The sequence below is a fragment of the Testudinibacter aquarius genome, assembly GCF_004342725.1.
GTDB lineage: Bacteria > Pseudomonadota > Gammaproteobacteria > Enterobacterales > Pasteurellaceae > Chelonobacter > Chelonobacter aquarius.
In genome coordinates this window covers 15,034-40,340 of record NZ_SMCP01000009.1, presented here as the reverse complement: position 1 = coordinate 40,340, position 25,307 = coordinate 15,034, and the positions used below count along the sequence as shown (strand labels likewise).

General features: G+C 44.6%; 25 protein-coding genes. 16 read left to right on the top strand and 9 right to left on the bottom strand.

The features are described 5' to 3' along the window. Positions 1 to 45 precede the first annotated feature (45 nt). From EDC16_RS09565 to murJ, 4 genes are all read right to left on the bottom strand, one after another. Positions 46 to 738, bottom strand: coding sequence for a tetratricopeptide repeat protein (locus tag EDC16_RS09565; protein WP_132967637.1), 693 nt, complete (start codon positions 736 to 738; stop codon positions 46 to 48). Between the two features lie 103 nt (positions 739 to 841). After that, positions 842 to 1,543: a tetratricopeptide repeat protein gene (locus EDC16_RS09560; protein WP_132967636.1), complete on the bottom strand. Its 702-nt coding sequence runs from the start codon at positions 1,541 to 1,543 to the stop codon at positions 842 to 844. 17 nt (positions 1,544 to 1,560) lie between these two features. Further along, complete coding sequence (gene ribF / locus EDC16_RS09555) at positions 1,561 to 2,496, bottom strand: bifunctional riboflavin kinase/FAD synthetase (RefSeq protein WP_132967635.1); 936 nt, start codon at positions 2,494 to 2,496, stop codon at positions 1,561 to 1,563. A 34-nt stretch (positions 2,497 to 2,530) separates the two neighbouring features. Continuing rightward, positions 2,531 to 4,096 carry a murein biosynthesis integral membrane protein MurJ gene (murJ, locus tag EDC16_RS09550; RefSeq protein ID WP_132967634.1) on the bottom strand — a complete coding sequence of 522 codons (1,566 nt, stop codon included), beginning with the start codon at positions 4,094 to 4,096 and terminating at the stop codon, positions 2,531 to 2,533. A 347-nt stretch (positions 4,097 to 4,443) separates the two neighbouring features. Here murJ and rpsT point away from each other — a divergent pair, with 347 nt between their 5' ends. Beyond that, the gene (gene rpsT / locus EDC16_RS09545) at positions 4,444 to 4,710 is read left to right on the top strand and encodes a 30S ribosomal protein S20 (RefSeq protein ID WP_132967633.1); all 267 of its coding nucleotides are present in this window, start codon (positions 4,444 to 4,446) and stop codon (positions 4,708 to 4,710) included. 88 nt (positions 4,711 to 4,798) lie between these two features. On the opposite strand, the gene EDC16_RS09540 is transcribed toward rpsT, so the two are convergent. Continuing rightward, positions 4,799 to 5,482: a YtjB family periplasmic protein gene (locus EDC16_RS09540; RefSeq protein WP_232517308.1), complete on the bottom strand. Its 684-nt coding sequence runs from the start codon at positions 5,480 to 5,482 to the stop codon at positions 4,799 to 4,801. An 86-nt stretch (positions 5,483 to 5,568) separates the two neighbouring features. Between EDC16_RS09540 and serB the strand changes: the two genes are divergently transcribed. The 4 genes from serB (at position 5,569) to EDC16_RS09525 (ending at position 9,027) form a co-directional block, all read left to right on the top strand. Continuing rightward, complete coding sequence (gene serB, locus EDC16_RS09535; protein ID WP_132967632.1) at positions 5,569 to 6,576, top strand: phosphoserine phosphatase; 1,008 nt, start codon at positions 5,569 to 5,571, stop codon at positions 6,574 to 6,576. 3 nt (positions 6,577 to 6,579) lie between these two features. Further along, positions 6,580 to 7,071: a YajQ family cyclic di-GMP-binding protein gene (locus EDC16_RS09530; RefSeq protein ID WP_132967631.1), complete on the top strand. Its 492-nt coding sequence runs from the start codon at positions 6,580 to 6,582 to the stop codon at positions 7,069 to 7,071. A gap of 33 nt (positions 7,072 to 7,104) precedes the next feature. Beyond that, positions 7,105 to 7,278 carry a DUF5363 domain-containing protein gene (locus EDC16_RS12705; protein ID WP_165894233.1) on the top strand — a complete coding sequence of 58 codons (174 nt, stop codon included), beginning with the start codon at positions 7,105 to 7,107 and terminating at the stop codon, positions 7,276 to 7,278. Between the two features lie 231 nt (positions 7,279 to 7,509). Further along, on the top strand, positions 7,510 to 9,027 hold the full coding sequence (locus EDC16_RS09525; RefSeq protein ID WP_132967630.1) for a carbon starvation CstA family protein: 1,518 nt from the start codon (positions 7,510 to 7,512) through the stop codon (positions 9,025 to 9,027). A gap of 147 nt (positions 9,028 to 9,174) precedes the next feature. On the opposite strand, the gene gap is transcribed toward EDC16_RS09525, so the two are convergent. Further along, entirely contained in the window at positions 9,175 to 10,170 is a 996-nt protein-coding gene (gene gap, locus EDC16_RS09520; protein WP_132967629.1) for a type I glyceraldehyde-3-phosphate dehydrogenase, read from the bottom strand. Between the two features lie 283 nt (positions 10,171 to 10,453). On the opposite strand from gap, the gene msrB reads away from it, so the two are divergent. The 3 genes from msrB to dsbB all read left to right on the top strand — a co-directional run bounded on the left by msrB (position 10,454) and on the right by dsbB (position 13,069). Further along, a complete protein-coding gene (gene msrB / locus EDC16_RS09515; RefSeq protein WP_132967628.1) occupies positions 10,454 to 10,846 on the top strand; it encodes a peptide-methionine (R)-S-oxide reductase MsrB in 393 nt (130 codons plus the stop codon). Positions 10,847 to 10,979: 133 nt separating this feature from the next. Then, positions 10,980 to 12,515, top strand: a complete 1,536-nt coding sequence (gene nhaB / locus EDC16_RS09510; protein ID WP_132967627.1) for a sodium/proton antiporter NhaB — start codon at positions 10,980 to 10,982, stop codon at positions 12,513 to 12,515. 20 nt (positions 12,516 to 12,535) lie between these two features. After that, complete coding sequence (dsbB, locus tag EDC16_RS09505; RefSeq protein ID WP_132967626.1) at positions 12,536 to 13,069, top strand: disulfide bond formation protein DsbB; 534 nt, start codon at positions 12,536 to 12,538, stop codon at positions 13,067 to 13,069. A gap of 37 nt (positions 13,070 to 13,106) precedes the next feature. Here the strand turns inward: dsbB and cpdA are convergent, their stop codons facing one another. Together cpdA and nudF are read right to left on the bottom strand one after the other, a co-directional pair. Then, positions 13,107 to 13,937: a 3',5'-cyclic-AMP phosphodiesterase gene (cpdA, locus tag EDC16_RS09500; protein WP_132967625.1), complete on the bottom strand. Its 831-nt coding sequence runs from the start codon at positions 13,935 to 13,937 to the stop codon at positions 13,107 to 13,109. 157 nt (positions 13,938 to 14,094) lie between these two features. Continuing rightward, positions 14,095 to 14,715: an ADP-ribose diphosphatase gene (nudF, locus tag EDC16_RS09495; RefSeq protein ID WP_132967624.1), complete on the bottom strand. Its 621-nt coding sequence runs from the start codon at positions 14,713 to 14,715 to the stop codon at positions 14,095 to 14,097. Between the two features lie 130 nt (positions 14,716 to 14,845). On the opposite strand from nudF, the gene EDC16_RS09490 reads away from it, so the two are divergent. Next, on the top strand, positions 14,846 to 16,198 hold the full coding sequence (locus EDC16_RS09490) for a TolC family outer membrane protein (RefSeq protein ID WP_157330553.1): 1,353 nt from the start codon (positions 14,846 to 14,848) through the stop codon (positions 16,196 to 16,198). Positions 16,199 to 16,271: 73 nt separating this feature from the next. On the opposite strand, the gene rho is transcribed toward EDC16_RS09490, so the two are convergent. Next, positions 16,272 to 17,534, bottom strand: coding sequence for a transcription termination factor Rho (rho, locus tag EDC16_RS09485; RefSeq protein ID WP_132967622.1), 1,263 nt, complete (start codon positions 17,532 to 17,534; stop codon positions 16,272 to 16,274). Positions 17,535 to 17,886: 352 nt separating this feature from the next. Between rho and rhlB the strand changes: the two genes are divergently transcribed. The 7 genes from rhlB (at position 17,887) to EDC16_RS09450 (ending at position 25,278) form a co-directional block, all read left to right on the top strand. Then, a complete protein-coding gene (gene rhlB, locus EDC16_RS09480) occupies positions 17,887 to 19,155 on the top strand; it encodes an ATP-dependent RNA helicase RhlB (protein ID WP_132967621.1) in 1,269 nt (422 codons plus the stop codon). A gap of 95 nt (positions 19,156 to 19,250) precedes the next feature. Beyond that, positions 19,251 to 19,565, top strand: a complete 315-nt coding sequence (gene rsfS, locus EDC16_RS09475) for a ribosome silencing factor (RefSeq protein ID WP_232517309.1) — start codon at positions 19,251 to 19,253, stop codon at positions 19,563 to 19,565. Positions 19,566 to 19,574: 9 nt separating this feature from the next. After that, complete coding sequence (rlmH, locus tag EDC16_RS09470; protein WP_132967619.1) at positions 19,575 to 20,045, top strand: 23S rRNA (pseudouridine(1915)-N(3))-methyltransferase RlmH; 471 nt, start codon at positions 19,575 to 19,577, stop codon at positions 20,043 to 20,045. Positions 20,046 to 20,074: 29 nt separating this feature from the next. After that, positions 20,075 to 21,973: a penicillin-binding protein 2 gene (mrdA, locus tag EDC16_RS09465; RefSeq protein ID WP_132967618.1), complete on the top strand. Its 1,899-nt coding sequence runs from the start codon at positions 20,075 to 20,077 to the stop codon at positions 21,971 to 21,973. Continuing rightward, complete coding sequence (gene rodA / locus EDC16_RS09460; RefSeq protein WP_132967617.1) at positions 21,966 to 23,081, top strand: rod shape-determining protein RodA; 1,116 nt, start codon at positions 21,966 to 21,968, stop codon at positions 23,079 to 23,081. The genes mrdA and rodA overlap by 8 nt, the downstream gene beginning before the upstream one ends. Before the next feature lie 32 nt (positions 23,082 to 23,113). Continuing rightward, complete coding sequence (locus tag EDC16_RS09455; protein ID WP_132967616.1) at positions 23,114 to 24,052, top strand: septal ring lytic transglycosylase RlpA family protein; 939 nt, start codon at positions 23,114 to 23,116, stop codon at positions 24,050 to 24,052. Between the two features lie 41 nt (positions 24,053 to 24,093). After that, on the top strand, positions 24,094 to 25,278 hold the full coding sequence (locus EDC16_RS09450; RefSeq protein WP_132967615.1) for a D-alanyl-D-alanine carboxypeptidase family protein: 1,185 nt from the start codon (positions 24,094 to 24,096) through the stop codon (positions 25,276 to 25,278). Positions 25,279 to 25,307: the final 29 nt, after the last annotated feature.

Sequence of the window (25,307 nt, the reverse complement as noted above, 5' to 3'; positions counted from 1 at the left end):
GTTGCGGATGTTGGCAACTTGATGGCGCCGACCGCACTTTGACCTTTAATAACCTTGCTTATTGAGTTTACGATAATTATCACAACCAAGTTGCTCGCCGTTATCACAAGCTTTAGCATACCATTGTTTTGCTTTAAGAAAATCTTGTGTTACCCCTTGCCCATTACTATAGAGAACGCCCAGATTATTTTGTGCCTGAGGATTGCCTTGTTCTGCTGCTTTTTGATACCACTGCATGGCTTGTTGGTAATCTTGTTTTACTCCTCGTCCATCATCATACATCATACCCAAATTATATTGGGCTGAAGAATGACCTTGTCCTGCTGCTTCTTGATACCATTTAGTGGCTTTCTGATAATCCTGTATTATTTCCGATTGCTCATAGATAACGCCTAAATTATATTGTGCTACAATATCGCCTTGTTCCGCCGCTTTTTGATACAATTCAATGGCTTGTAACTCATCTCGTGCTACCCCTTGTCCGTGGTCATACATAAAACCTAAATTATTTTGTGCATAAGCATGACCTTGTTCAGCTGCTTTTTGATACCATATTGCGGCTTGTTGGTAATTTTGTTCAACGCCTTCACCGGTATTATATATCACGCCTAAATTATATTGTGCATCGACATCGCCTTGTTCTGCTCGGACTTGCAATTGTTCAAACGATTCCGTTTGCGCGCTTAACGGTAAACTGAAGCATAAAGTCAAAAGTGTGGCATAAAAGTATTTCAGCATAAATTTCTCATCCTAGGTTAAACGTTTAATTTGAAGATGCGCGGTCTAGCGTGGAACGGTTGCGGATGTTGGCAACTTGATGGCATTGACCGCACTTTGATCTTTAATAACCGTGTTCATGGAGTGTACGGTAATTATCACAACCGCTCTGCACACCGTTGTCGCAAGCTTTACTAAACCATTGTTTTGCTTTAATAAAATCTTGTCTTGCGCCTCGCCCATTACTATAGAGAACACCCAGATTATTTTGTGCCTGAGGATTGCCTTGTTCCGCTGCTTTTTGATACCACTGCATGGCTTGTTGGTAATCTTGTTTTACTCCCTGCCCATCCTCATACATCATACCCAAATTATATTGGGCTGAAGAATGACCTTGCCCTGCTGCTTTTTGATACCATTGTACAGCTTGGTGATAGTCCTGCTTAACTCCTTGTCCATCAGCATACAGTAAAGCTAAATTAAATTGTGCACGGGCATAACCAATATTTGCGGCTTTTTGATACCATTGTGCGGCTTGGTGATAATCCTGTTTAACCCCATGTCCATTAGCATACAGTACACCTAAATTAAATTGCGCACGGGCATAACCACTATTTGCGGCTTTTTGAAACCATTGCCTAGCTTTTTGATAGTCTTGTTTTAATCCCTCCTCGCCTAGATAATACATATATCCCAAATTCATTTGAGTTTCCGGATCACTTTGCTCTGCTAGTCTTTGAGCCTGTTGTTCAAATGATTCTACTTGCGCGTTTAACGGTAAACTTAATACTAAAGTCAAAAGTGCGGTATAAAAGTATTTCAGCATAAATTCCTCATCCTAGGTTAAACGTTTAATTTGAAAAAATCTTTCGCAGTTTGTACATCACTGGCGATCTGTTGTTTCAACTGGGCAAAATCGGCGAATTTGATTTCGTTGCGGATTTTTTTGCGGAGAATAATTTCCAACGGTTGTCCGTATAAATTTTGTTTAAAATCAAAGATATGCACTTCCAGTAATGGGTGCGTGCCGCCATCGACGGTGGGACGGTTGCCGATATTGGCAACCCCTTGATAGCGTTGAGCGCACTTGTAGAGAATTTCGACCGCATACACGCCTTGAATCGGGTTGACTTGGCGGTGCAGTTGGATATTGGCGGTGGGGAAGCCGATGGTGCGTCCTAATTTATTGCCGTGTGCCACCCGTCCGCGAATGCTATATGGCTTGCCTAACATCGCTTTGGCGAGCGCCAAATCATCTTCGGCAAGGGCTTTGCGGATTAACGTGCTGCTGATACGCTGGTTATTCAGCGCAAAACTGTCGTTGTTTTCCACTTCAAAACCGCACTTTGCGCCGGCATTTAATAGCGTCTGAAAATTGCCCTGCCGTTGTGCGCCGAATTGGAAATCGTCGCCGATACTGAGGAATTTCACCTGTAGTTTTTCGACCAAATACCGTTGGATAAACTGATCGGCACTCAAATTAGCAAAAGTGCGGTTGAAGCGAACGCACAGCACATAATCAATCCCGGCTTGCTGTAAAAACATTAATTTATCACGCAGACGCATCAGGCGCGCTGGGGCATTTGCGGCGGAAAAAAATTCGTTTGGCTGCGGTTCAAATAACATCACCACCGTCGGCAAACCCAGTTGCTGTGCCTTTTGTTTCAGGTGCGCCAGAATTTGTTGATGCCCCAAATGGCAGCCGTCGAAATTGCCAATTGTCAGCGCGCAGCCTTGTGGCAGCAAAGGTAAATTATAAATCCCACGAATGAATTGCATACGGTGTTCCAATCAAAAGATAGCCCAATTAAAATTAATGGCGAAAATGCTGTTTGCGCACGCCGAACAGTGCCAGCAAGATAAAATAGACCAAACCGGCGCCACAAATCAACCAGATCAACCAATGAATACGGCTGAATAATCCCATTGCTGCCCAAGTGTTGAGCGTTGGAGAATAGTAGAACAGAAACGCGCCCATGCCGAGCGCTGAGGCGAGCAGGCGCAGGGCAAAAATCAGTGTTGTTTTGCTTAAGCGATAGACGCCGGCTTTGGCAAGCCCGTGATACAACAGATAGGCGTTCAAGGTGGAGGACATGGCAGAGGCAATCGCCAAACCGACGTAGCCGAACGGAATTGCCAACAGGTTAAAGCCCATATTACTCACCATGGCGATAATGCCGTAGCGCACCGGTGTTTTGGTGTTTTGCCGTGCGTAGTAACCGTTGGCGAGAATTTTAATCAACATATAACTGAGCAGGGCACTGGTGAACGCCCACAAAGAATAGGACGCGGCGATCACATCGCTGAGTAAAAAGCTACCGCGCATAAACAGTGCCATCAACATCGGCTGTGCCAAAATTGCGATCCCGATCGCGGCCGGAATGCCGAGCAGTAAAATCATGCGCACGCCCCAATCCATGGTGTTGCGAAATTCTTGACTAACCACCTCATTTCCTTGCTTGTGAACGTGGTGGCGCGCGAGGGTCGGCAAAATCACAGTGGAAATCGCAATGCCGAACAGCCCGAGCGGAAATTCGAGCAGGCGGTCAGAATAATACAGCCAACTGATTGAGCCGGTCATCAAGAAACTGGCGATAAAGGTGTCCAGCAGCAGGTTGATTTGGCTGACTGAGACCCCGAATAGTGCCGGAATCATCAAGGTGCGGATCTTTTTCACACCCGGATCGTGCCACGCCCATTTCGGCTTCACCAGCATTTTGGCTTGTTTTAAAAACGGAATTTGGAATAGAAATTGGAGTAAGCCGCCGAGGAAAATCCCGATTGCTAGCGCCAGATCCGGGCTTTCCATCCGAGGCGCAAGGAAAAGTGCGGTGGCGATCATCGCAATATTCAGCAACACCGGCGAAAACGCCATCACGCCGAATTTGCCGAGCGTGTTAAGAATCGCGCCCGACAGCGCAACTAAGGTGATAAACCATAAATAAGGAAACGTGATTTTCAGCAACAGTGAGGCTTGCTCATATTTATAGCCGTTCGCCCCGTCATTGAGCCAATCCATAAACCAACCGGTGCCGAAAATCGCCGCGATCACCGGCGAGCCGACCATGGCGACGACGGTGACAATCGCCACCAAGCCGCCGAGCGTGCCGTTCACTTTGGCGACAAATTCCTGGGTTTGGCTGAGATCGCCTTCTTTGCGATATTCTGCCAACACCGGAATAAACGCTTGCGAAAAAGCGCCTTCGGCGAACAAACGGCGCAAAAAATTTGGAATACGGTTGGCAAATAAGAAAATATCGGCTGCGGCACCGGCACCGAGCAGATTGGCGATCACCACGTCGCGGATTAGCCCAAGCACGCGTGACAGCAAGGTCATGCTGCTGACGATAATGCCGGATTTCAATAACGGTTTACTCAAAACAGGATCTCTGATGGCAGAATAAGTTGAACGACTTAAGTTGAATGATTGGGCTAATTGTATAGAAAATTTGTTTTTTAGCTATATTCCACATAAAAAAACTGCTAAAATTGCGCCCCTATGTGTAAGGTAGAGCATGTGAAGTGGGGAAGAAATGGCGAAAGTGGCTCTTTTGTCCGAACCCTGTTTTCGCTGTGGCTACAACCCTAAATCGTGTCTTGTTGCGGCAATACACGGCGATAACGAACAAAGTGCATATTACTATTTGACAAACGCATAGAAAGCAGGCATATTTTACGCCTTTATTTTTATGTCCATTTTTTACAGAAATTCTTGGGAGTTTGACCTTGGCTAATATCAAGTCAGCGAAAAAACGTGCGATTCAATCTGAAAAACGCCGTCAGCACAATGCAAGTCAACGTTCTATGATGCGTACTTACATCAAAAAAGCCTACGCAGCCGTAGCAACCGGTGACAAATCCGCAGCCGAAACCGCATTTGTCGAAATGCAAAAAGTGGTGGACAGAATGGCTTCTAAAGGCCTGATCCACGCAAATAAAGCGGCTAACCACAAATCTAAATTATCTGCTCATATCAAAAAATTAGCAGCCTAATTCTATTTGTCGTTTAAAACGGTTTAAATTGGAAACCGCACTTTTCAAGTGCGGTTTTTTGCTGCCCAAAAAGCGTATTTATGGACGATTACACCCGAAAGCGCCGCCGTTTGGAATGGAACGCTTGTGCAGCATGGCTGCTGGCTTTAGTGACAGCACTTGGCTCGACTTTATGTGTGACGACGGTTTTGCGTCGTTTGCGCAAAAAATAGTGAACGCTGCTGGCAAACAATATGCCACAGAGAAATACGATAATCAGTTCGCCGTAGAGATGGTGAAACAGTGAGTTGATTTTTTCTTGGGTAGTTTGCCCGTATTGGGTGTCAAAGGTCACGCGCAGATAGCCGAGCAAGCCGCGGGCGGAATAAATCGGCTCGACAATTTGTTGGGTGCTACTGATTTCACTATCGTTGATGGCATCCAAGCCAATGCGGGCGCGAAAATTAAACGGATTGCTGCTTTGTGCCAAAATAGCGCCTTGCGGCGAATACACGGTAGCGTCCAGCACAAATTCCTGCAATTGGAATTGATCTAAGCTGTCACTTAAACTTTCCGGTTTGGCATTATTTGCCAACAGCACCGACATCAGATTTGCCTGTTGTCGAACCAAAGTGTGCGACAGATAGGAGACCTGATTGACACTGGCGAGCTGCGAGCCGACCTTAAACTGGTTTACGCCATACAAAATCACACTGAGAATGGCGCCGCAGGCTAAAATGATCGTCAGTAACAGTACTGATTTGATGACTTTTTCTTTATTCAAATAGACCAACGTTGCCTCTTATAAATGTTCAAATGCGTGAAATTGTGCTATTAATAGCGACGGATTATAGCACAGTAAAATAACTTGGAACGAGTATGTCACAACACAATCTGAATACGATCACTGATTTTTGGACAACGTTACCGGCTGAATTGAATGGAAAACCAACCACATCAAGTGCAGTGCAACCGTTTGTTTTGTACGGTAAACGTTTAGATAAAACCACGTTGCTCGCTTTTGCGGAGCAAATCCGGCAGCCGTTGTGGCTGTGTGATGCTTGGTCAAGCGAACAAATGGTGGCAGTGATTTTGCGCGGGCATTATCAACGCGAATGGTTGAATGTTGCCAAGCAATTCGGCTTGGATCTTGCGCCGTTAAACAGCGAAGTGCGGTTGCAGACGGCGGGATTGCTGGTGATGGACATGGATTCCACTGCGATTCAAATTGAATGTATTGACGAAATTGCTAAATTGGCAGGCTGTGGTGAATTGGTGTCTGAAATCACTGAGCAGGCGATGCGCGGTGAATTAGATTTTGAACAAAGCCTACGCCGTCGCGTGGGTACGCTGCAAGGTGCGCCAGAGGCGATTTTGCAGCAAGTGCGGTCAAAGTTACCGTTAATGCCCGGTTTAGAGCGGTTGTTGCAAGTATTGCAGCAGCAGGGTTGGCGCACTGCGATTGCTTCCGGTGGCTTCACTTATTTTGCCGATTATTTAAAGCAAACGTTAAAACTCGATGCTGCTGTGTCGAATCAACTGGAAATTATCGACGGCGTGCTGACCGGACAAGTGATTGGGCAGGTGGTTGATGCTAACTTTAAAGCGCAAACCCTCAACGATTTGCGTGAACAATTCGGCTTAAACAAACAACAGACGATTGCGATTGGCGACGGCGCGAATGACTTGCCGATGTTGGCACAAGCGGGCTTGGGTATTGCCTTTCATGCCAAACCGAAAGTGCAACAACAGGCGCAGATTGTGATTAATCACAGCGATTTGACCGCACTTTTGTTATTATTGGAAGCCAATCAACGTTTGCAAACATCAACAGATTCTAGTAAAAAACATAAATTTGAACATAAATTTGAGATTGAGGAGAAATAAATTATGCCTTCTTTTGATATTGTATCCGAAGTAACCGTGCACGAAGTACGCAATGCAGTAGAAAATGCCAATCGTGATTTGACTAACCGCTGGGATTTCAAAAACGTACAAGCCGCAATTGAGCTGAATGAAAAAGATGTCAAAATCAAAGTCAGCAGCGAATCGGATTTTCAGGTGGAACAATTGCTGGATATTTTGCGTAGTGCGATGATTAAGCGTGGCATTGAGCATAATTCACTGGACATTGACGAGCAGTTTGAGCATAGCGGCAAGATTTACAGTAAAGAAGTGAAGATCAAACAAGGGATTGAAAGCGAGATGGCGAAGAAAATCACCAAGTTGGTGAAAGACGCCAAAATCAAAGTGCAAACCCAGATTCAAGGCGATCAAGTGCGGGTGACCGGCAAATCGCGTGATGATTTGCAAGCGGTGATTCAACTGGTGAAAGGTGCAGAGTTGGGACAGCCGTTCCAGTTCAATAATTTCAGGGATTAACCAGCGTTAATACTGAAGTCGGAGGGAAGGAAAATGGTAAGTAATAAGCAAACACCCGCTAAAAAAGGACTGTTCAAAACCGTATTGGAGAAATACAACCAACTGTGCAAAGAGATGGGGGTTGATCAAGGCGGTGGTTGCCGGCGCTGTGTGCCGATTATCAAACAAGATCCGGAACCGGAAAAACCAACAAAAAAAGAGGATTGATCCGGAGCCGTTTTTTATTTAGCGTTAACCTCCAAATTATCAAAGTGCGGTTTTATTGAATAAGCAGATAGCACAACCGCACTTTGCCTATCTTATTTTATGTATTAAAAATGTGCGATTTGTCACATTTTTGTGCAAAAAAACGTACTATCTATTTACAATTCTTTCACCTATTGCGAATTCTGTTAGAATGCCAGCGTCTTTATGTCTTCCTTTTTTGGAGTATTAATTATGTTATGGTTTCTCATTTGCGTAGGCTTATTGCTGGCCGGTTATTTCGTGTATGGCAAGATTATTGAAAAGATTTTCAAAATTAACCCGGCACGAGCCACACCAGCCCACCATATGGCTGATGGCGTTGACTATGTGCCGATGTCGAAGAAAAAAATCTGGTTGATTCAGCTATTGAATATTGCCGGAACCGGCCCGATTTTTGGTCCGATTTTAGGGGCATTGTATGGTCCTGTGGCGATGTTGTGGATTGTGTTCGGTTGTATTTTTGCCGGAGCGGTGCACGATTATTTTTGTGGTATGCTGAGTATTCGTAATAAAGGTGCCAATATTCCGTTTTTGGCGGGCAAATATTTAGGTGCACCAGCCAAGCATTTTATGAATATATTGGCGATTTTGCTGCTATTACTGGTCGGTGTGGTCTTTGTTGCCAGCCCGGCATCATTGCTGACCAATATTACAACCGAAGTAATGAGCTCCGGTTCTGTGGGGGCAGGTGCGGTAAATGAGGAATCAGGTGTCAGCAGCGGCACTATTTTAGTCATCTGGACTAGTGTTATCTTTATCTACTATTTACTGGCAACCCTAGTACCGATTGACAAAATCATCGGACGGATTTATCCGCTATTCGGGGCGTTGCTGTTGTTTATGACCGTTGGCATGTTGTTCGGTTTATTCTTCGAAGGCATTCCGTTGTTCCGCAGTGTGGGGATGGACGTTGATTTTGGCACTTTCTTACAGAATTTACATCCGAAAGATCTGCCGATTTGGCCGTTGTTGTTCATCACTATTGCCTGTGGTGCGATTTCCGGTTTCCATGCAACTCAAACGCCATTGATGGCACGTTGTACCCAAAATGAGAGCGAAGGACGCTTTATTTTCTATGGTGCGATGATCGGTGAAGGGGTCATTGCCTTAATTTGGTGTATGGTCGGTTTGAGTTTCTATGAATCTTCCGAAGCAATGAATGCGGCAATTGCTGCGGGTACGCCATCGAAAGTGGTGTATGACTCGGCTATTGGTATGTTGGGCGTATTTGGTGGGATTTTGGCAGTATTGGGTGTAGTCGTGTTGCCAATCACTTCTGGCGACACTGCATTCCGTGCAGCACGTTTGCTGATTGCTGATTTCTTCAAGTTAGAACAACGTAGCTTGCCAAAACGGTTGTTGATTGCGATTCCGTTGTTTGCAATTGGTTTTGTGGTCTCTAAAATTGATTTCCAAATTTTGTGGCGTTATTTCGGTTGGGCAAACCAAACGACGGCAACGGTGATGTTGTGGGTCGCAGCGGCTTATCTGTACCGCTATGCCAAATTCCACTGGGTTGCCACAATCCCCGCAGTCTTTATGACAGCGGTTTGTGCTACGTTCTTGTTTAATGCGCAAATTGGCTTTGGCTTGGATTATGAATTATCGGTCTATTTAGGTTTGGCATCATCTGCAATTGCTGTTGTCGCTTTCTTTGGCTTAATCAAGCCGATTGCCATCGGCGATCCGGACTCAGAAACACAAAGTTAGTATTCAACCTAATGATAAAAAGCGGGCAGGCTAATCTGCCCTTTTTTTTATGTCTAAATTAAAAAACGATTAATGGCCCCTATTTTCAATGCAAAAAAATACCGCACTAAAGTGCGGTATTCAATATTATTTTTGCTTAAGATTTCATTATTTAGAAATGTGAGCAACTAAGTCTAATACTTTGTTTGAATAACCGATTTCGTTATCGTACCAAGAAACGACTTTAACGAAGGTGTCAGTTAATGCGATACCGGCTTTAGCATCGAAAGTCGATGTTAATGGGCAGCCGTTGAAGTCGGTAGAAACCACTTCATCTTCGGTGTAACCTAACACGCCTTTCAATTCGTTTTCAGAAGCACGTTTCATTTCAGCACAGATTTCTGCATAAGTTGCTGGTTTTGCCAGATTAACGGTCAGGTCAACCACAGAAACGTTAGTGGTAGGAACACGGAACGCCATACCGGTCAATTTGCCGTTCAATTCAGGAATGACCACACCAACTGCTTTTGCAGCGCCTGTTGATGAAGGAATGATGTTTTGTGCCGCACCGCGACCACCACGCCAGTCTTTGGCAGATGGACCGTCAACGGTTTTCTGAGTAGCGGTGGTAGCATGAACAGTGGTCATTAAACCGTCTTTGATGCCCCATTTGTCGTTCAATACTTTCGCGATTGGCGCTAAGCAGTTTGTGGTGCAAGAGGCGTTAGAAACGATGTCTTGACCTGCATAAGTATCAAAGTTAACACCGTTAACGAACATTGGTGTTTTGTCTTTAGAAGGACCTGTTAATACCACTTTTTTCGCACCGGCGGTAATGTGTTTGCGTGCAGTTTCGTCGGTTAAGAACAAACCTGTTGCTTCAACAGCAACGTCAACCCCGATTTCATCCCATTTTAAGTTTGCAGGATCACGTTCTGCTGTAACACGAATGGTTTTGCCGTTAACAACCAGGTTGCCGTCTTTCACTTCAACTGTACCGTCGAAGCGGCCGTGAGTTGAATCGTATTTTAACATGTATGCCATGTAATCAGCATCGATCAAGTCGTTGATACCGACAACTTCGATATCAGAACGGTTGATAGAAGCACGAAATACGAAACGACCGATACGGCCAAAACCATTAATACCAATTTTAATTGCCATGAGATTTTACCCTTCATTAATGTTTAACAAAATTACTACATTTTGCCGTTATTTTCACATAAAAATAACTGATTTGATGCTATTTTAACGTGTTGTCGCAGCGCCATGTAACTGTGTGAAGTATATCACAGATTTGTATTCGTTCGAAACAACAAATTATTGCGTCAAGTCAAGATAGCTCCAAAAATATAGCAGATAATAAGGTGGCTTTATAGCAGAAAAAATCGATAGCGTGGTGCGTTTTGTTTTAGAATAAGGCCAATGTAGAATCTTGGGAGGAACAATGAAAACAAAAGAACAACTTACACCAGAACAGCAGCGAATTTGTCTTGAGCAAGGCACCGAATTGCCGTTCAGCGGAAAATTATTGCAACAGCAGGGGCTTGGGTTATACCGCTGTTTATTGTGCAATTCGCGGTTATTTGTCTCGGACACTAAATTTGATGCCGGTTGCGGTTGGCCGAGTTTTTATCAACCGGTATCCGAGCAGGCGATACGCTATTTGGACGATTACAGCTTGTCACGCCACCGTACTGAAATTCGTTGCGGCCACTGTGATTCTCATTTAGGGCATGTTTTCGATGATGGTCCGCCGCCGACCGGCTTACGGTTTTGTGTTAACTCGGTTTCACTTATTTTTGAAAATCAGGAAAGTGGCGAAATAATAGAAGGTTAATGGTTTAAAAATGTGATTTGGTTAGCATTTTTTTATATAAGATCATAAATGGTTATTCTTTTTATAGAACTTGATTACAATACTTCATTATTGACAAATCATACGTTAGAAAAACGAGATTCAGGGTAGAAAAATGAATTACAGCAGTGCGATTTTACGTAATTTTTTGGGTAAAACACCGGATTGGTACAAGGCTTGTATTTTAGGGTTTTTAATTGTTAATCCGATTATTTATTTTACCATCAGCCCGTTCTGGGCGGGTTGGCTGCTGGTTGCAGAATTTATTTTTACCTTGGCAATGGCACTGAAATGCTATCCGTTGCAAGCTGGTGGTTTGTTGGTGATTGAAGCGGTTTTCATCGGCATGACTTCACCGGATCACGTGATGCATGAAATTATGGCGAATATCGAAGTTCTCCTGCTACTGGTGTTTATGGTAGCAGGGATTTTCTTTATGAAGCAGCTGCTACTGTTTATTTTTACCAAATTACTGTTGGGGATCCGCTCAAAATTGCGTCTGTCATTGGCGTTTTGTCTCAGTGCGGCTTTTTTGTCTGCTTTTTTAGATGCCTTGACTGTTGTTGCGGTGATTATCAGTGTCGGAACCGGCTTTTATGCGGTATATCATAAAGTCGCTTCCGGTTACACCTTTGACGATAACTCTGACGATATTTTTAATGATCAAAAAATTGATATGTCACGCAATACGTTAGAGCAATTTCGCAGTTTCCTGCGCAGTTTAATGATGCACGCCGGGGTCGGTACCGCACTTGGTGGGGTGATGACAATGGTTGGTGAGCCGCAAAATTTAATTATTGCAGCACAGGCGGGTTGGGGATTTAGCGAATTTTTCTTACGCATGTTGCCGGTGACTTTGCCGGTGTTGATTTGCGGAACGTTAACCTGTTTGGCACTAGAGCGTTTTAAAGTATTCGGCTACGGGCAGCGTTTGCCACAAAAAGTCTGGGTGGTGTTGGCGCGTTATGAGCGCGAGCAGAGCCGTAAAATGACAGATCAGGATCGCATGCGCCTTTATGTGCAAGCGTTGGTTGGTATTTGGTTGATCTGTGGTTTAGCGTTTCATTTGGCGGCAGTAGGGCTGGTTGGTCTGAGTGTGATTATTTTGGCGACCGCACTTTGTGGTATCACTGAAGAACATGCCTTAGGCAAAGCCTTTCAAGACGCGCTGCCGTTTACTGCACTTTTAGTGGTATTTTTTGCGGTGGTGTCGGTGATCATCGATCAAGGACTGTTCCAGCCGATTATTAATTTTGTGCTACACGCCTCAGATGAGACACAATTAGCGCTGTTCTATATTTTTAATGGTTTACTGTCTGCCATTTCCGATAATGTGTTTGTCGGCACAGTATATATTAATGAAGCCAAAGCGGCATTGACAGCTGGAACGATTACACAGCAACAGTTTGAACTGATTGCGGTGGCAATCAATACCGGAACCAACCTGCCGTCGGTGGCGACACCAAATGGACAGGCGGCTTTTCTGTTTTTATTAACATCATCATTTGCACCATTAATTCGCTTATCTTATGGACGAATGGTTTATATGGCTTTACCTTATACTATCGTTTTAGCGCTAGTTGGGTTAGTATCGGTAGAACTGTTTTTACCTAAATTCACCCTCTGGTTCCAAAGTATCGGTGTATTTTGACAACATAATAAGGAAAGCGAATGTTATATTACTTAAAGCAAGTTTCCCTTAGTCGTGGCAGTTGGCTGCTGCTGCTGCTGTCCTGTTTGGCGTTTGAAGCCACTGGGCTGTATTTTCAACACGTCATGAAATTAGAACCCTGTGTGATGTGTATTTATGAACGTGTTGCCATTGCCGGCGTGGCATTGGCAGCATTGATTGGAATGGTTGCACCGCGATTGTTGCTGATCCGTTTATTAGCGTTAGCGGTTGGCTTGGCAAGTGCGGTGAAAGGGCTGTTATTAGCACTGCAACATACTGATTACCAACTGAATCCGGTGCCGTGGAATCAGTGCCCGCTGATGGTGGAATTTCCCTCTACTTTACCGCTAAATAAGTGGTTGCCACAAATGTTTGAGGCTTACGGTTCTTGCAGCGAAATTCAGTGGTCATTACTGGGTTTTGCAATGCCGCAGTGGTTAATAGCGATTTTTATCGGCTATATTTTGGTGTTGGGTTTGGTATTGATCAGCCAAATTAAGCCGAGTCGCCGCCAGCGAACGCTATTTAAGTAACAGGTGTTAGATAACAACCTATTTTACCCGACAGCCCCTAATAACCTGAAATATTAAAATCCGGAACAAACAGATTATGTTTGAGCCGCTTCACCTGTGTTATCAAGCTGCCGTCCGGATACAATTCAAACTCGCGCCAACCCGGTGGCAAAATATCCAAGTTGAAGTGGTAACTGTCGGATTTAAACTGAATGCAGGTTGATGGGGTAGTCAGGATTCGATAGTTATTCCACAGGGTATCCATTTCCTGATGGATGTGTCCGCTAATAATCGCTTTAATATGACAATGTTGTTGCAGACAGCTTAAAAATTCTGAGGTATTACGTAGATTATGTTGATCCAGCCAAGCGGAGCGGGTTGGCGCAATATGGTGGTGCAGTACCACCAGCGTATATAAATCAGGATATTGTTCTATTTTTGCGATCAACCAGTCTAATTGATATTGATTCAGATAGCCGTGCGGCACATTCAGCACTTGGCTGTCCAACATCAAAATCTGCCAGTTATTGTTGACGATAATGTGTTTTAGCGGAGAGATAAATTCAGGATAACGGTTTAAGGTTTCAACCATGTGTGGCTGATAATCATGGTTGCCAGGAATCCAAAAAACCGGTTTTTGCAACTGTGAAATTTCTTCACTGAAATAGCGATATCCTTCCGGATTATTGTCTTGGGTCAAATCTCCGGTCGCTAATACAAATTCAAAAGTGAACGGCGTTTGTTGAATCTCGGATAGAACTGCCTTGAAGCTGTCGAAAGTGTTAATTCCCAACAACTCCGCTTTTTTATCGGCAAACAGATGCGGGTCGGTTACTTGAATAAACCGAACCGGCAGCTTGTCAGAATGGTGTAGAAAAGTCGTTCTCAAAATATACCAACAAAATTGATAAAAAATAAAAATAAGTTATAACTGATAAGATACTGTTTTTTATAAAAATGTCAGTAGTTTTATATTAAAAATGCTAGTAGGCGCACATTTTGTGTTAAATAATCTTGAAAAATTAGAGTTACATCACTTTTTTAGGCTATACCCATAATTTTTTCAAACGTGGATAATTTAACTGTAGCCACTGTAAGCCGATCACTGCAATACTGTTGTCGATTTTACCGCTTTCAACCCACTGATAAGCCTGTTCGCGGCTGACGACGTGCACTTTGATGTCTTCATGTTCTTCTGCCAAACCATGTAAACCATCGGCTTTAGCCGCATCAACTTTGCCGGCAAACAGGTGAATGCGTTCAAACACGCCGCCGGGGCTGTCCCAAACGCTCAGTGCCGGAATAATCTGCTCAATTGTGACCCCGGCTTCTTCTTGTGCCTCACGCAGTGCCACTTGTTGTGCCTGTTCGCCTTGTTCTACCATGCCGGCGATCAATTCCAGCAGCCAAGGAGATTGTGGGCTGCCGGCAACATAAGCACCGATCCGCACTTGTTCGACTAAAACCACTTGATCGCGCTTTGGATCATAGGCGATAACCGCAGAAGCCGCACCTTTGTAGAGTAATTCGCGGGTGACTGTGCCGCTGTAACCACCGGCAAATAGTTTGTGGCGGAATTGGATTTTGTACAATTTAAAAAAACCATCATAGACCAGATCTTGCTGTTCAACCGTTAAATCAGTGCTGGAAAATTGTTCAATTGACATACATTATTTCCTTGATTACTTATGAAGTATGGTTGTTAGTGTATCAAATTAAGCATTTTTTTCACTTACATTTATAAATACTTTTCGGTAAAATGTGCGAATGAACGATCATTTAGTGGAGAGAGTAAATATGAAAAAAGCAGCATTGTTGCTGTCGGTTTTAAGCTTAGGCTTCGCGCAACAAGTGATGGCGACATCCCTGCTTGACGCTTATGAACAGGCGAAAATCAGTGACCCAATCGTCAAGAAAGCCTATGCTGACAGCCAGCAAATTATGGAAGGCAAAAATCAGGCAAAAGGAGCGTTACTGCCTCAATTAAGCGCCAATGCCGGTTATAGCAGTAGCCGTTATATTGATCATGGAAGCAACCATAATAGCAGTTTGAACAACAGCTTTGGGCAAAATCGTGTTTTCAGCGCCGGGCTTACCCTCAGCCAGTCACTGTTTAATATGAGCCTGTGGCGTAATTTGTCACTGCAGGAAAAAACGGCGCAGCAGGCAGAAGTGTCTTATCAAGCGACGCAACAGAATTTATTGTATCGGGTGGCGGCAGCCTATATTAACGTATTAAACAGTATTGATACGTTAACTTCAGTACAAGCGGAAAAAAGTGCGGTTTACAAGCAGTTAACTAACACTAACCAACAATATCAAGTGGGTTTGGTTGCGGTGACCGATGTTGATGAAGCGCAAGCACAATACGACAGTGTGGTTGCCAATGAAATCGGCGCCAAAAACGATGTTGATAACAGTATTGAAGCGTTGTACGAAATTACCGGGCAGTATCCGTCAGATATTCGTAAGCTGGACACCAAAAAATTCAAAACCCAAAATTATGCCAACCCGAATCAGTATATTGCTCAAGGGGAAGAGCAAAATTTAACCCTGACCTACTATAAAATGGGGAAAGAGTTGGCAAAAGAGGGGATTAAAGTGGCGCAAAGTGCTTATCTACCGACAGTAAATCTGGTCGCAGGTTTGGCTCATACCAATTCGCAGATACCAAGTGCCAGCACCTACGGTATTACGGATCGCAATCTGGATCGTGCCTCAATCGGTTTGGAAGTGTCGATGCCATTGTATACCGGGGGGCAAACCAGTTCTAAAGTTCGGCAACAGCAGCATGCTTTTGTCAGCAATTCGGAAAATTTGGAATCGACCTATCGTGATTTAGTGCGTAATATTCGCTCCACAGTCAATAGTTTAAATGCTTCTGCTAGTTCGATTAAAGCCTACCAACAGTATGTTAAATCCTCGGAAAGCGCTTATAACGCCACTTTATCCGGCTATCAAACCGGCACCAGAACGATTTTGGATGTCTTGACGGCAACTCGAGCTCGCCATGAAGCACAACGCCAGTTAGCTTCGGCTCGTTATAATTACTTGTTACTGGAATTACAATTGCGCCAGCTGTCAGGCACTTTAAATGAAAGCGATTTAACTCGTCTTAACAGTTTGTTGACGATTAAGAGTAAGCTTTAATAACGTAAAAACTAAAAAGCGCTAGTCTAGACTAGCGCTGGTTGCAAATACCGTTTTATCAATCAAGCGTTGATTATGAACGCTTCATAATTTCAAAAAACTCTTCGTTGGTTTTTGCCATTGACAATTTATCAATCAGGAATTCCATCGCTTCAGTTTCGCCCATCGGGTGAACGATTTTACGCAGAATCCACATTTTTTGTAGTTCATCAGGGGTGGTGAGCAGCTCTTCTTTACGCGTGCCGGAACGGTTGAAGTCGATCGCAGGGAAGACGCGTTTTTCGGCAATTTTACGCGATAAGTGCAGCTCCATATTACCGGTTCCTTTAAACTCTTCGTAGATCACTTCGTCCATTTTAGAGCCGGTATCGACAAGTGCGGTCGCAATAATAGTCAGGCTGCCGCCTTCTTCTACGTTACGCGCGGCACCAAAAAAGCGCTTCGGACGGTGTAGGGCGTTGGCATCGACCCCACCGGACAGGATTTTGCCTGATGCCGGGGTGACGGTGTTGTAAGCGCGTGCTAAGCGAGTGATCGAGTCCAATAAAATCACTACGTCTTTTTTATGCTCAACCAAACGTTTGGCTTTTTCAATCACCATTTCAGCCACTTGCACATGGCGTGCCGCCGGTTCATCGAAAGTTGAAGCCACTACTTCACCTTTGACCAAGCGTTGCATCTCGGTCACTTCTTCCGGGCGTTCGTCGATCAGCAACACCATTAAAATACATTCAGGGTAGTTGTAGGTGATGCTTTGTGCAATATTTTGCAGCAACATGGTTTTACCGGCTTTCGGTGGTGCTACGATTAAGCCACGTTGTCCTTTGCCGATTGGCGCGGCTAAATCCAATACGCGTGCGGTTAAATCTTCGGTTGAGCCATTGCCCCGTTCCATGCGCATACGAGAATTAGCATGCAGTGGGGTCAGATTCTCAAACAGGATTTTATTGCGGGAAATTTCAGGACGATCGGCGTTGACTTCTTTGATTTTCAACAAGGCAAAATAGCGTTCGCCCTCTTTTGGCGGTCTGATTTTGCCTTCGATCATATCACCGGTGCGTAAGTTAAAGCGGCGAATTTGGCTTGGTGAAACGTAAATATCATCCGGCCCTGCTAGATAGGAGCTGTCGGCAGAACGCAAGAAGCCGAAGCCGTCTTGCAGAATTTCCAAAACGCCGTTACCGAAGATGTCTTCACCGCTCTTTGAATGCTGTTTTAAAATTGAGAAAATAATATCTTGTTTGCGTAAACGCGCCAGGTTTTCCAAGCCCATTTGTTCTTCGCCAATGCGGACAAGCTCGGAAACCGGAGTATTTTTGAGTTCTGTAAGATTCATAATATGGAGAAAATTAACGTTAGATTAAGATTAGATAAATGAATATGTGAGTGTTGTCACTGAAAAGTGTGACTCAGACTTTTTGAGTGGCGATAAAATTACCACTAAAAGTGCGGTCTGTCCAGACTGAATTCGAATTAATCCCGTATTTCCGCCGACAAAAAATAAAAATGGCGATAAAAAGGTCGAAATTCTGGGTTAAACGATGATTTATTTTATACCTCAGCGCTGCTTCATGCTATCCTTAGCAAATTTTAGCGATGTGAAATTTCGACATCGTCATCAATCTGAACCTTAATCTCGGATTATTAGGGCAAGCCCTATGCAGCCGGAAAACATATCGATAGAGAATATGCAAACAAATAAACATTTAAGCCGGACACGTTTCAGCGATTTCCCGATCAACCCTCAGGTGCTTGCCGCCTTGGAGGACAGTGGTTTTGAATATTGCACCCCGATTCAGGCATTGACATTGCCGTTAACCTTGGCGGGCAAAGACGTTGCCGGACAGGCGCAAACCGGAACCGGCAAAACCATTGCGTTTTTGATCGCAACGTTTCATCATTTGCTGAGCCGGCAAGCTGACGGAGCACAGTATCAGCATAATCAACCCAGAGCATTGATTTTAGCACCAACGAGAGAGTTGGCGGTGCAAATTGACAGTGATGCCGCAAAACTGGTGGGGCGAACCGGGCTGAAAACCGCACTTGCCTATGGCGGGGACGGTTATGACAAACAGTTGAAAGCGATTGAAAACGGGGTGGATATTTTAATCGGCACTACCGGACGGGTTATTGACTACGTTAAACAGGGTATTATCAATTTGGATAAAGTGCAGGTGGTGGTGTTGGACGAAGCCGATCGGATGTTCGATTTGGGCTTTATTCGTGACATCCGTTATCTGATGCGAAAATGTCCATCGGTGCAACAGCGGTTGACGCTACTGTTCTCCGCCACGCTCTCTTTCCGAGTGCGAGAATTGGCATTTGAAGACATGAATCAAGCGGAGTACATTGAAGTTGAACCGTTGCAAAAAACCGGACACCGCATCACCGAAGAGCTATTTTATCCGTCTAACCAGGATAAAATGCCATTGCTGCAAACCTTGTTGGAAGAGGAGTGGCCGGAACGTTGTATTATTTTTGCCAACACCAAACACCAGTGTGAAGCAATTTGGGGTTATTTGGCGGCAGACGGGCATCGGGTCGGGTTGTTGACCGGCGATGTGGCGCAGAAGAAACGCTTGGCGCTGTTGGATAAGTTTACGCGCGGTGAGTTGGATATTCTGGTGGCAACCGATGTGGCGGCACGCGGTTTACATATTCCGGCGGTGACCCATGTGTTCAACTATGATTTGCCGGATGACTGTGAAGACTATGTGCACCGTATCGGGCGTACCGGACGGGCCGGTGAAAGTGGTAAATCGATCAGTTTTGCCTGTGAAGCCTACGCTATGAATTTACCGGCAATCGAAACCTATATTGATCATACTATTCCGGTCAGCCAATATGACGCTGACTCGTTATTGCAGGATCTGCCAAAGCCGTTTCGTCTGCGACGCAGCAGCTCAGTCAATCGAGTGAATCAAAAACGGGGACACAAAAAGCCCGGTATGCGTTAATTCACTATTATTAAATTAAGCATTTTTTAAGCTTGAGTCGGTATAACTGATATGGCTCAAGCGGATTTGAACAAGTTAGTTGAATGAGGAAACTTTTGCAAAATTCATTAGTCAAAGCAGTCATTGATATTTTAGATGACTTAAAAGCAAGCGATATTAGTATTTTCGATGTACGAGCCAACAATGGTATCACGGATAATATGGTGATTTGCACCGGTACATCCAGCCGTCATGTCGGCTCGATTGCCCAAAATCTGACCGAGAGCTGCAAACAGCAGGGAATAGAGTCTTTTGGTAGCGAAGGTGTTGCAACTGCTGATTGGATTGTGGTGGACTTTGGGCAGGTGATTGTGCATGTGATGCAGCAAGAAAGCCGTGATCTGTATCAGTTGGAAAAACTCTGGGGCTAGCCACAGCAGATGAAAATTCAGCTTATTGCGGTCGGCACCAAAATGCCGGCTTGGGTAACCAACGGTTTTGAAGAGTATCAGCGCCGTTTTCCAAAAGACATGCCGTTTGAACTGGTGGAAATTGCCGCCGGAAAGCGTGGTAAGAATGCCGATATCAAACGAATTTTAGAGAAAGAAGGCGAGCAAATGCTGGCAGTTTGTGGCAAAAATAGCATGATTGTCAGCTTAGATATTCCCGGAAAACCGTGGACCACCGAGCAATTGGCAGAGCAGTTGGAAAGTTGGAAAAATGACGGTAGAGATGTGTGTTTATTGATTGGTGGACCAGAAGGGCTGTCGCCGCAATGTAAACAGGCTGCGGAGCGCAGTTGGTCGCTTTCGCCCTTAACTTTACCGCATCCGTTGGTTCGGGTCGTGGTGGCGGAAAGCTTGTACCGCGCTTGGAGCTTGACCACTAACCATCCGTATCATCGTGAATAGTATTAAACAGCAGAGCTGACAGTAGTAGCATGGCAAGAGAAATTATTCGAGATAATAAAGCAGAACAAAACCTGTTTTTACGCCGGGTGCTGGTGGCGTTTATCGGCGTTTTAGGACTACTTTCATTGTTATTGCTGAATGTTTATCATCTGCAAATCAGAGACTATGAAAATTACCAAACCCGTTCCAACGGTAATCGGATCAAATTATTGCCGGTGGCGCCAACCAGAGGCTTGATTTACGATCGTAATAATAAAGTGTTGGCAGAGAATTTGACCTTTTTCGGGTTATATATCGTGCCGGAAAAAACCGAGAATTTACAACAGACCTACGATGCACTGCGGCAAGTGGTCGGTTTGACCGATGAAGATATTGAAGCCTTTGCCAAAGAACGGCGCAGAAATTCGCGCTATACACCGATTTTATTAAAATCCGATCTGACCGAAGAGCAAATTGCGCGTTTTTCAGTTGATCAGCACAATTTTCCTAGTTTGGAAATTCGACCCTATTTTAAACGACACTATCCTTATGGTGAAGATTTGACCCATATTTTGGGCTATGTAGCAAAAATTAACGATAAAGATATTGAGCGTTTGAGAGACGAAGATGCGCTGGCAAATTATGCCGGAACCAATGATATCGGGAAGCTGGGAATTGAGCGTTACTACGAACCCCAGCTGCACGGCGAGGTCGGTTTTGAAGAGGTGGAAGTCAATAACCGCGGCAAAGTGATCCGCACATTGCGCCAGCAACCGGCCGTATCCGGTAAAAGTATCAAATTGACGATTGATTTGGATCTGCAACGCTACATTCGTCAACAATTGGAAGGACGGCGTGGTGCGGTGGTGGTGTTGGATCCGCGTGACAACAGTGTTCTGGCGATGGTGTCGAGCCCGAGTTATGACAATAATTTGTTTGTCGGCGGCATCTCTTCTGCCGATTATAACGGCTTACTAAACGATCCTGATCGTCCGTTGTACAGTCGCACCACACAAGGTGCATTTCCGCCGGCTTCCACGGTTAAGCCATTTATCGCAGTGGCGGCGCTACAAGACGGTATCATCACCACCAATAGTACGATTTTTGATCCGGGTTATTGGATTTTACCGGGAACAGAACGACGTTATCGCGATTGGCTAAAGAGCGGTCACGGGCGTCTGAATTTGAATAAAGCGATTATGGAATCGGCCGATACCTATTTTTATCAATTGATTTACGATATGGGGATCAACCGTTTTTCTGAGTGGATGAAGCGGTTTGGTTTTGGTATGCCCACCGGGATTGATATTCGTGAAGAGACCAGTGGCGTGATGCCGACCCGTGAGTGGAAGCAGCAACGGTATAAAAAACCGTGGGTAATCGGTGATACGATTCCGGTCGGTATCGGCCAAGGTTATTGGACTTCAACACCGTTGCAGTTGACCAAAGCGCTAAGCGTTTTGATTAACAACGGCAAAGTGATGACACCGCACTTTATGCAGGAAGTGATCGGCAACGAGATTGAACCGTACCGCGATCCGAAGTTGTATGAAGATATCGACGGGGTTCCCCAAGCCTATTGGAATGCGGCGAAAACCGGTATGTACAGTGTGTTATACGGCAGCAGCGGCACAGCCAGAAAAGTGTTTACGAATATGCCTTATCTGGCAGCAGGCAAATCGGGAACCGCACAGGTGTTTGGGTTGAAAGAGAATCAAAAATATGACGCTTCCAGTCTGGCTTCGCATCTGCATGACCACGCGTGGTTTATCGCTTATGCACCTTATAACAACCCGACGATTGCGTTGTCGATCTTTTTGGAAAATGCCGGCGGTGGTTCCAGTCAGGCGGCGCCATTGGCGCGTGCGATTATGGACCATTATTTATTGGATATGGGATATTTGAAGCAAAGTGCGGTGGTAACCGAGAGCGGGCAAAGCAATGAGTGACGAAAAGAATTTTTTTAGTGCGCTTTGGCAGCGCTTTCATTTGGATTTTTTGCTGTTTGTCGGGCTATTGGCGATCAGCGGTTATGGTTTGATGGTACTGTATAGCGCTTCTGGCGGCAGCGAAGTGATGTTCCGTAGCCGGATTATCCAAATTGCATTAGGATTTGGTGTGATGTTGGTGATGGCGCAGTTGCCGTTGCGTTTTTACGAAAAAATTGCCCCTTATCTGTATGTGGTGGCAGTGGTGATGTTGTTGTTGGTTGATCTGATTGGTATTACCAGCAAAGGCGCACAGCGTTGGTTGGATTTAGGATTATTTCGGTTCCAGCCTTCAGAGATCGTGAAACTGTCAGTGCCGTTGATGGTGGCAGTGTATTTAGGGCGGAAAAAACTACCGCCGACCTTCATGGATACTTTGATTGCGCTGGTGTTGGTGTTTGTGCCGACCATATTGGTTGCGATTCAACCCGATTTGGGAACATCGATTTTAGTTAGCGCCTCCGGCATATTTGTTGTATTCTTAGCCGGTATGAGCTGGCGCTTGATCGCAGCCGCTGTTGTCGGATTGGCAGGATTTATACCAGTGATGTGGTATTTCCTGATGTATGACTACCAACGGACACGGGTAATGACGTTGTTGGACCCTGAATCAGATCCACTAGGGGCGGGCTATCATATTATTCAGTCTAAGATTGCCATCGGCTCCGGCGGGTTGTTTGGCAAAGGCTGGATGCAAGGGACACAGTCTCAATTGGAATTTTTACCGGAACCGCATACGGATTTTATTTTTGCGGTGTTAAGCGAGGAACACGGTATGGTCGGCGTCTTAGTCTTGCTGGCCATTTATATGTTTATTATTATTCGGGGATTGATCATCGCTGCCAAAGCGCAAACGGCGTCGGGCAGAATTTTAGCAGGTGCAATCACCTTAATCTTTTTTGTATATATTTTCGTTAATATCGGAATGGTAAGTGGAATTTTACCGGTGGTCGGTGTTCCTTTACCGCTAGTGAGTTATGGCGGAACTTCGTTTGTGACCTTGATGGCAGGTTTTGGTCTGATGATGTCGATTTATAGTCACAAACGTAGCCTGACGCATTTTAGATAAATACAATCTTAACGTCAAAATAGGAAATTTTTATGACATTTTTAAAATCAACCATCTATGGCTGTTTAATGATGTTTGCAATCGCCATCAATGTACAAGCTGCGACATCGACACAGAACTTGTTTGGTGTAAGCGGGCCCAAAAAATTAACGGCGACTGCGCAAACTGCGCAGAGCCAAACTTATAAGGTTAAAGGAAAAACCTATCAAACCCTGAACCGTGATACGTCAAAAGAGTATTCAATGACTGGCACAGCAAGTTTTTATGCCAGTAAATTTCATGGACGTAAAACCTCTAACGGGGAAATTTATAACGAAAATTTGATGACGGCAGCACATAAACGTTTGCCGATTCCTTCTTATGTGTTGGTGACCAACGTTAAAAACGGTCGTCAAGTCGTGGTACGCATCAATGATCGCGGCCCCTTTGTCGGTGACCGTAAAATCGACTTATCCAAAGCAGCAGCTCGAGAGTTAGGCATGTTAGCTAAAGGCACGGCACAGGTGAAAATGGAAGTGGTGCATGTGGATAAAAACGGCAAAATCAGCGGGCCGGGCGGAGAAAAACTGACTGAGCTGGCAAAAAATAAAAATTTGCCATTGCCGCAAACAAATCAACCAATGTCGATACAGTTGGCAGACAATAAGCCAGTCAATGCGACATCTCAATCCCAAGACCGCACTTCAAGCGCTGCGGTAGTCGCCAGCAATGGCAATAAAGTGCGGTTGAGTAATGAAACGAAATTAGAGTATGAACTACAAAGCGTGAATCTTGATAGTAATGCAGAAGCCAAAGCCTTGATCGCTCAGCTGTCGATGAAAAATGTCAACAGTGAAATTATTCAAGATGGTAGCCGTTTTAAGGTTAAATTTGGACCCATCGCTTCACGCGAAAGTGTTAATCAGTTAAAAACCGAGTTGGTGCAGAACGGGCAGCACGATAATATTTTGTACTCTTATAACGCTAAATAATGATTTTAACCACTGTTTGTCAAGAAAGGATTTTGTTTGCTATGTTTTATAGAAGTAAAGTAAAAACGACGTTGTTAGCAACGGGGCTGCTGTTTGCCACTTCAGGTTTTGCTGCCGATGAGGCTGTTCAGTTTAATATCGCACCGCCACAATTAAACGCTCAAACGTTTATCTTAATGGATTATCATACCGGTGCGGTGTTGGCTGCAAAAGAGCCGGATCAACGCCAAGCGCCAGCAAGTCTGACCAAGATTATGACCAGTTATGTGGTCGGTGATGCGATCAAGCAAGGTAAAATCCGCAATGACGACATGGTTACCGTAAGTGAGAATGCTTGGGGGCGCAATTTCCCCGGTTCCTCGAAAATGTTCTTGAATGTGAATCAGCAGGTTAGTGTCAGTGATTTAAATCACGGCATTATCATTGCTTCCGGTAATGATGCCTGTGTTGCGATTGCCGAGCATATTGCCGGCACGGAAAAGAATTTTATTGATATTATGAACCAATATGTGCAGAAATTTGGGCTAAAAAATACCCACTTTGCCACGGTGCACGGTTTGGATGCAGAAAATCAGTACTCTTCTTCGCGCGATATGGCCATTATGGCATCGCATATGATCCGCGATTTACCGGAAGAGTATGCTATCCATTCCCAAAAAGAGTTTACTTTTAACAAAATTAAACAGCAGAACCGCAATGGTTTATTGTGGGATAAAACGTTGACCGTGGACGGTGTTAAAACCGGGCATACTGATCAAGCCGGTTATAACTTGGTTGCTTCTGCGGTGGACGGTGACACCCGTTTTATCACGGTGGTAATGGGCGTGCCGACAATCAAAGGGCGTGAAGTCGAGACCAAAAAACTGTTGCAATGGGGCTTTAATAACTTTGAAACCTTAAAACCGCTGAACGCCGGTACGGTGGTTTCCGAACAGACGATCTACTACGGTAAAGAGAATAAAGTCAAATTGGGTACTATTGAAAATGGCTATATTACTATTCCAAAAGGCAAACAGGCAGAGTTGAAAGCCCGTTATGAACTGAGTAAAAAATATTTGGAAGCACCGCTGCAAAAAGGCGATGTGGTCGGACAAGTGATTTATCAATTAGACGGCAAAGATGTGGCAACCATTAATTTGCAAGTGTTGGAACCGGTGGAAGAAGCGGGATTCTTCGGCAAAATTATCGACTGGATTATTCTGACAGTCAAAAGCCTGTTTAGTTAAGGCTTGAAAATTGGCATGGCAAGTCCTAT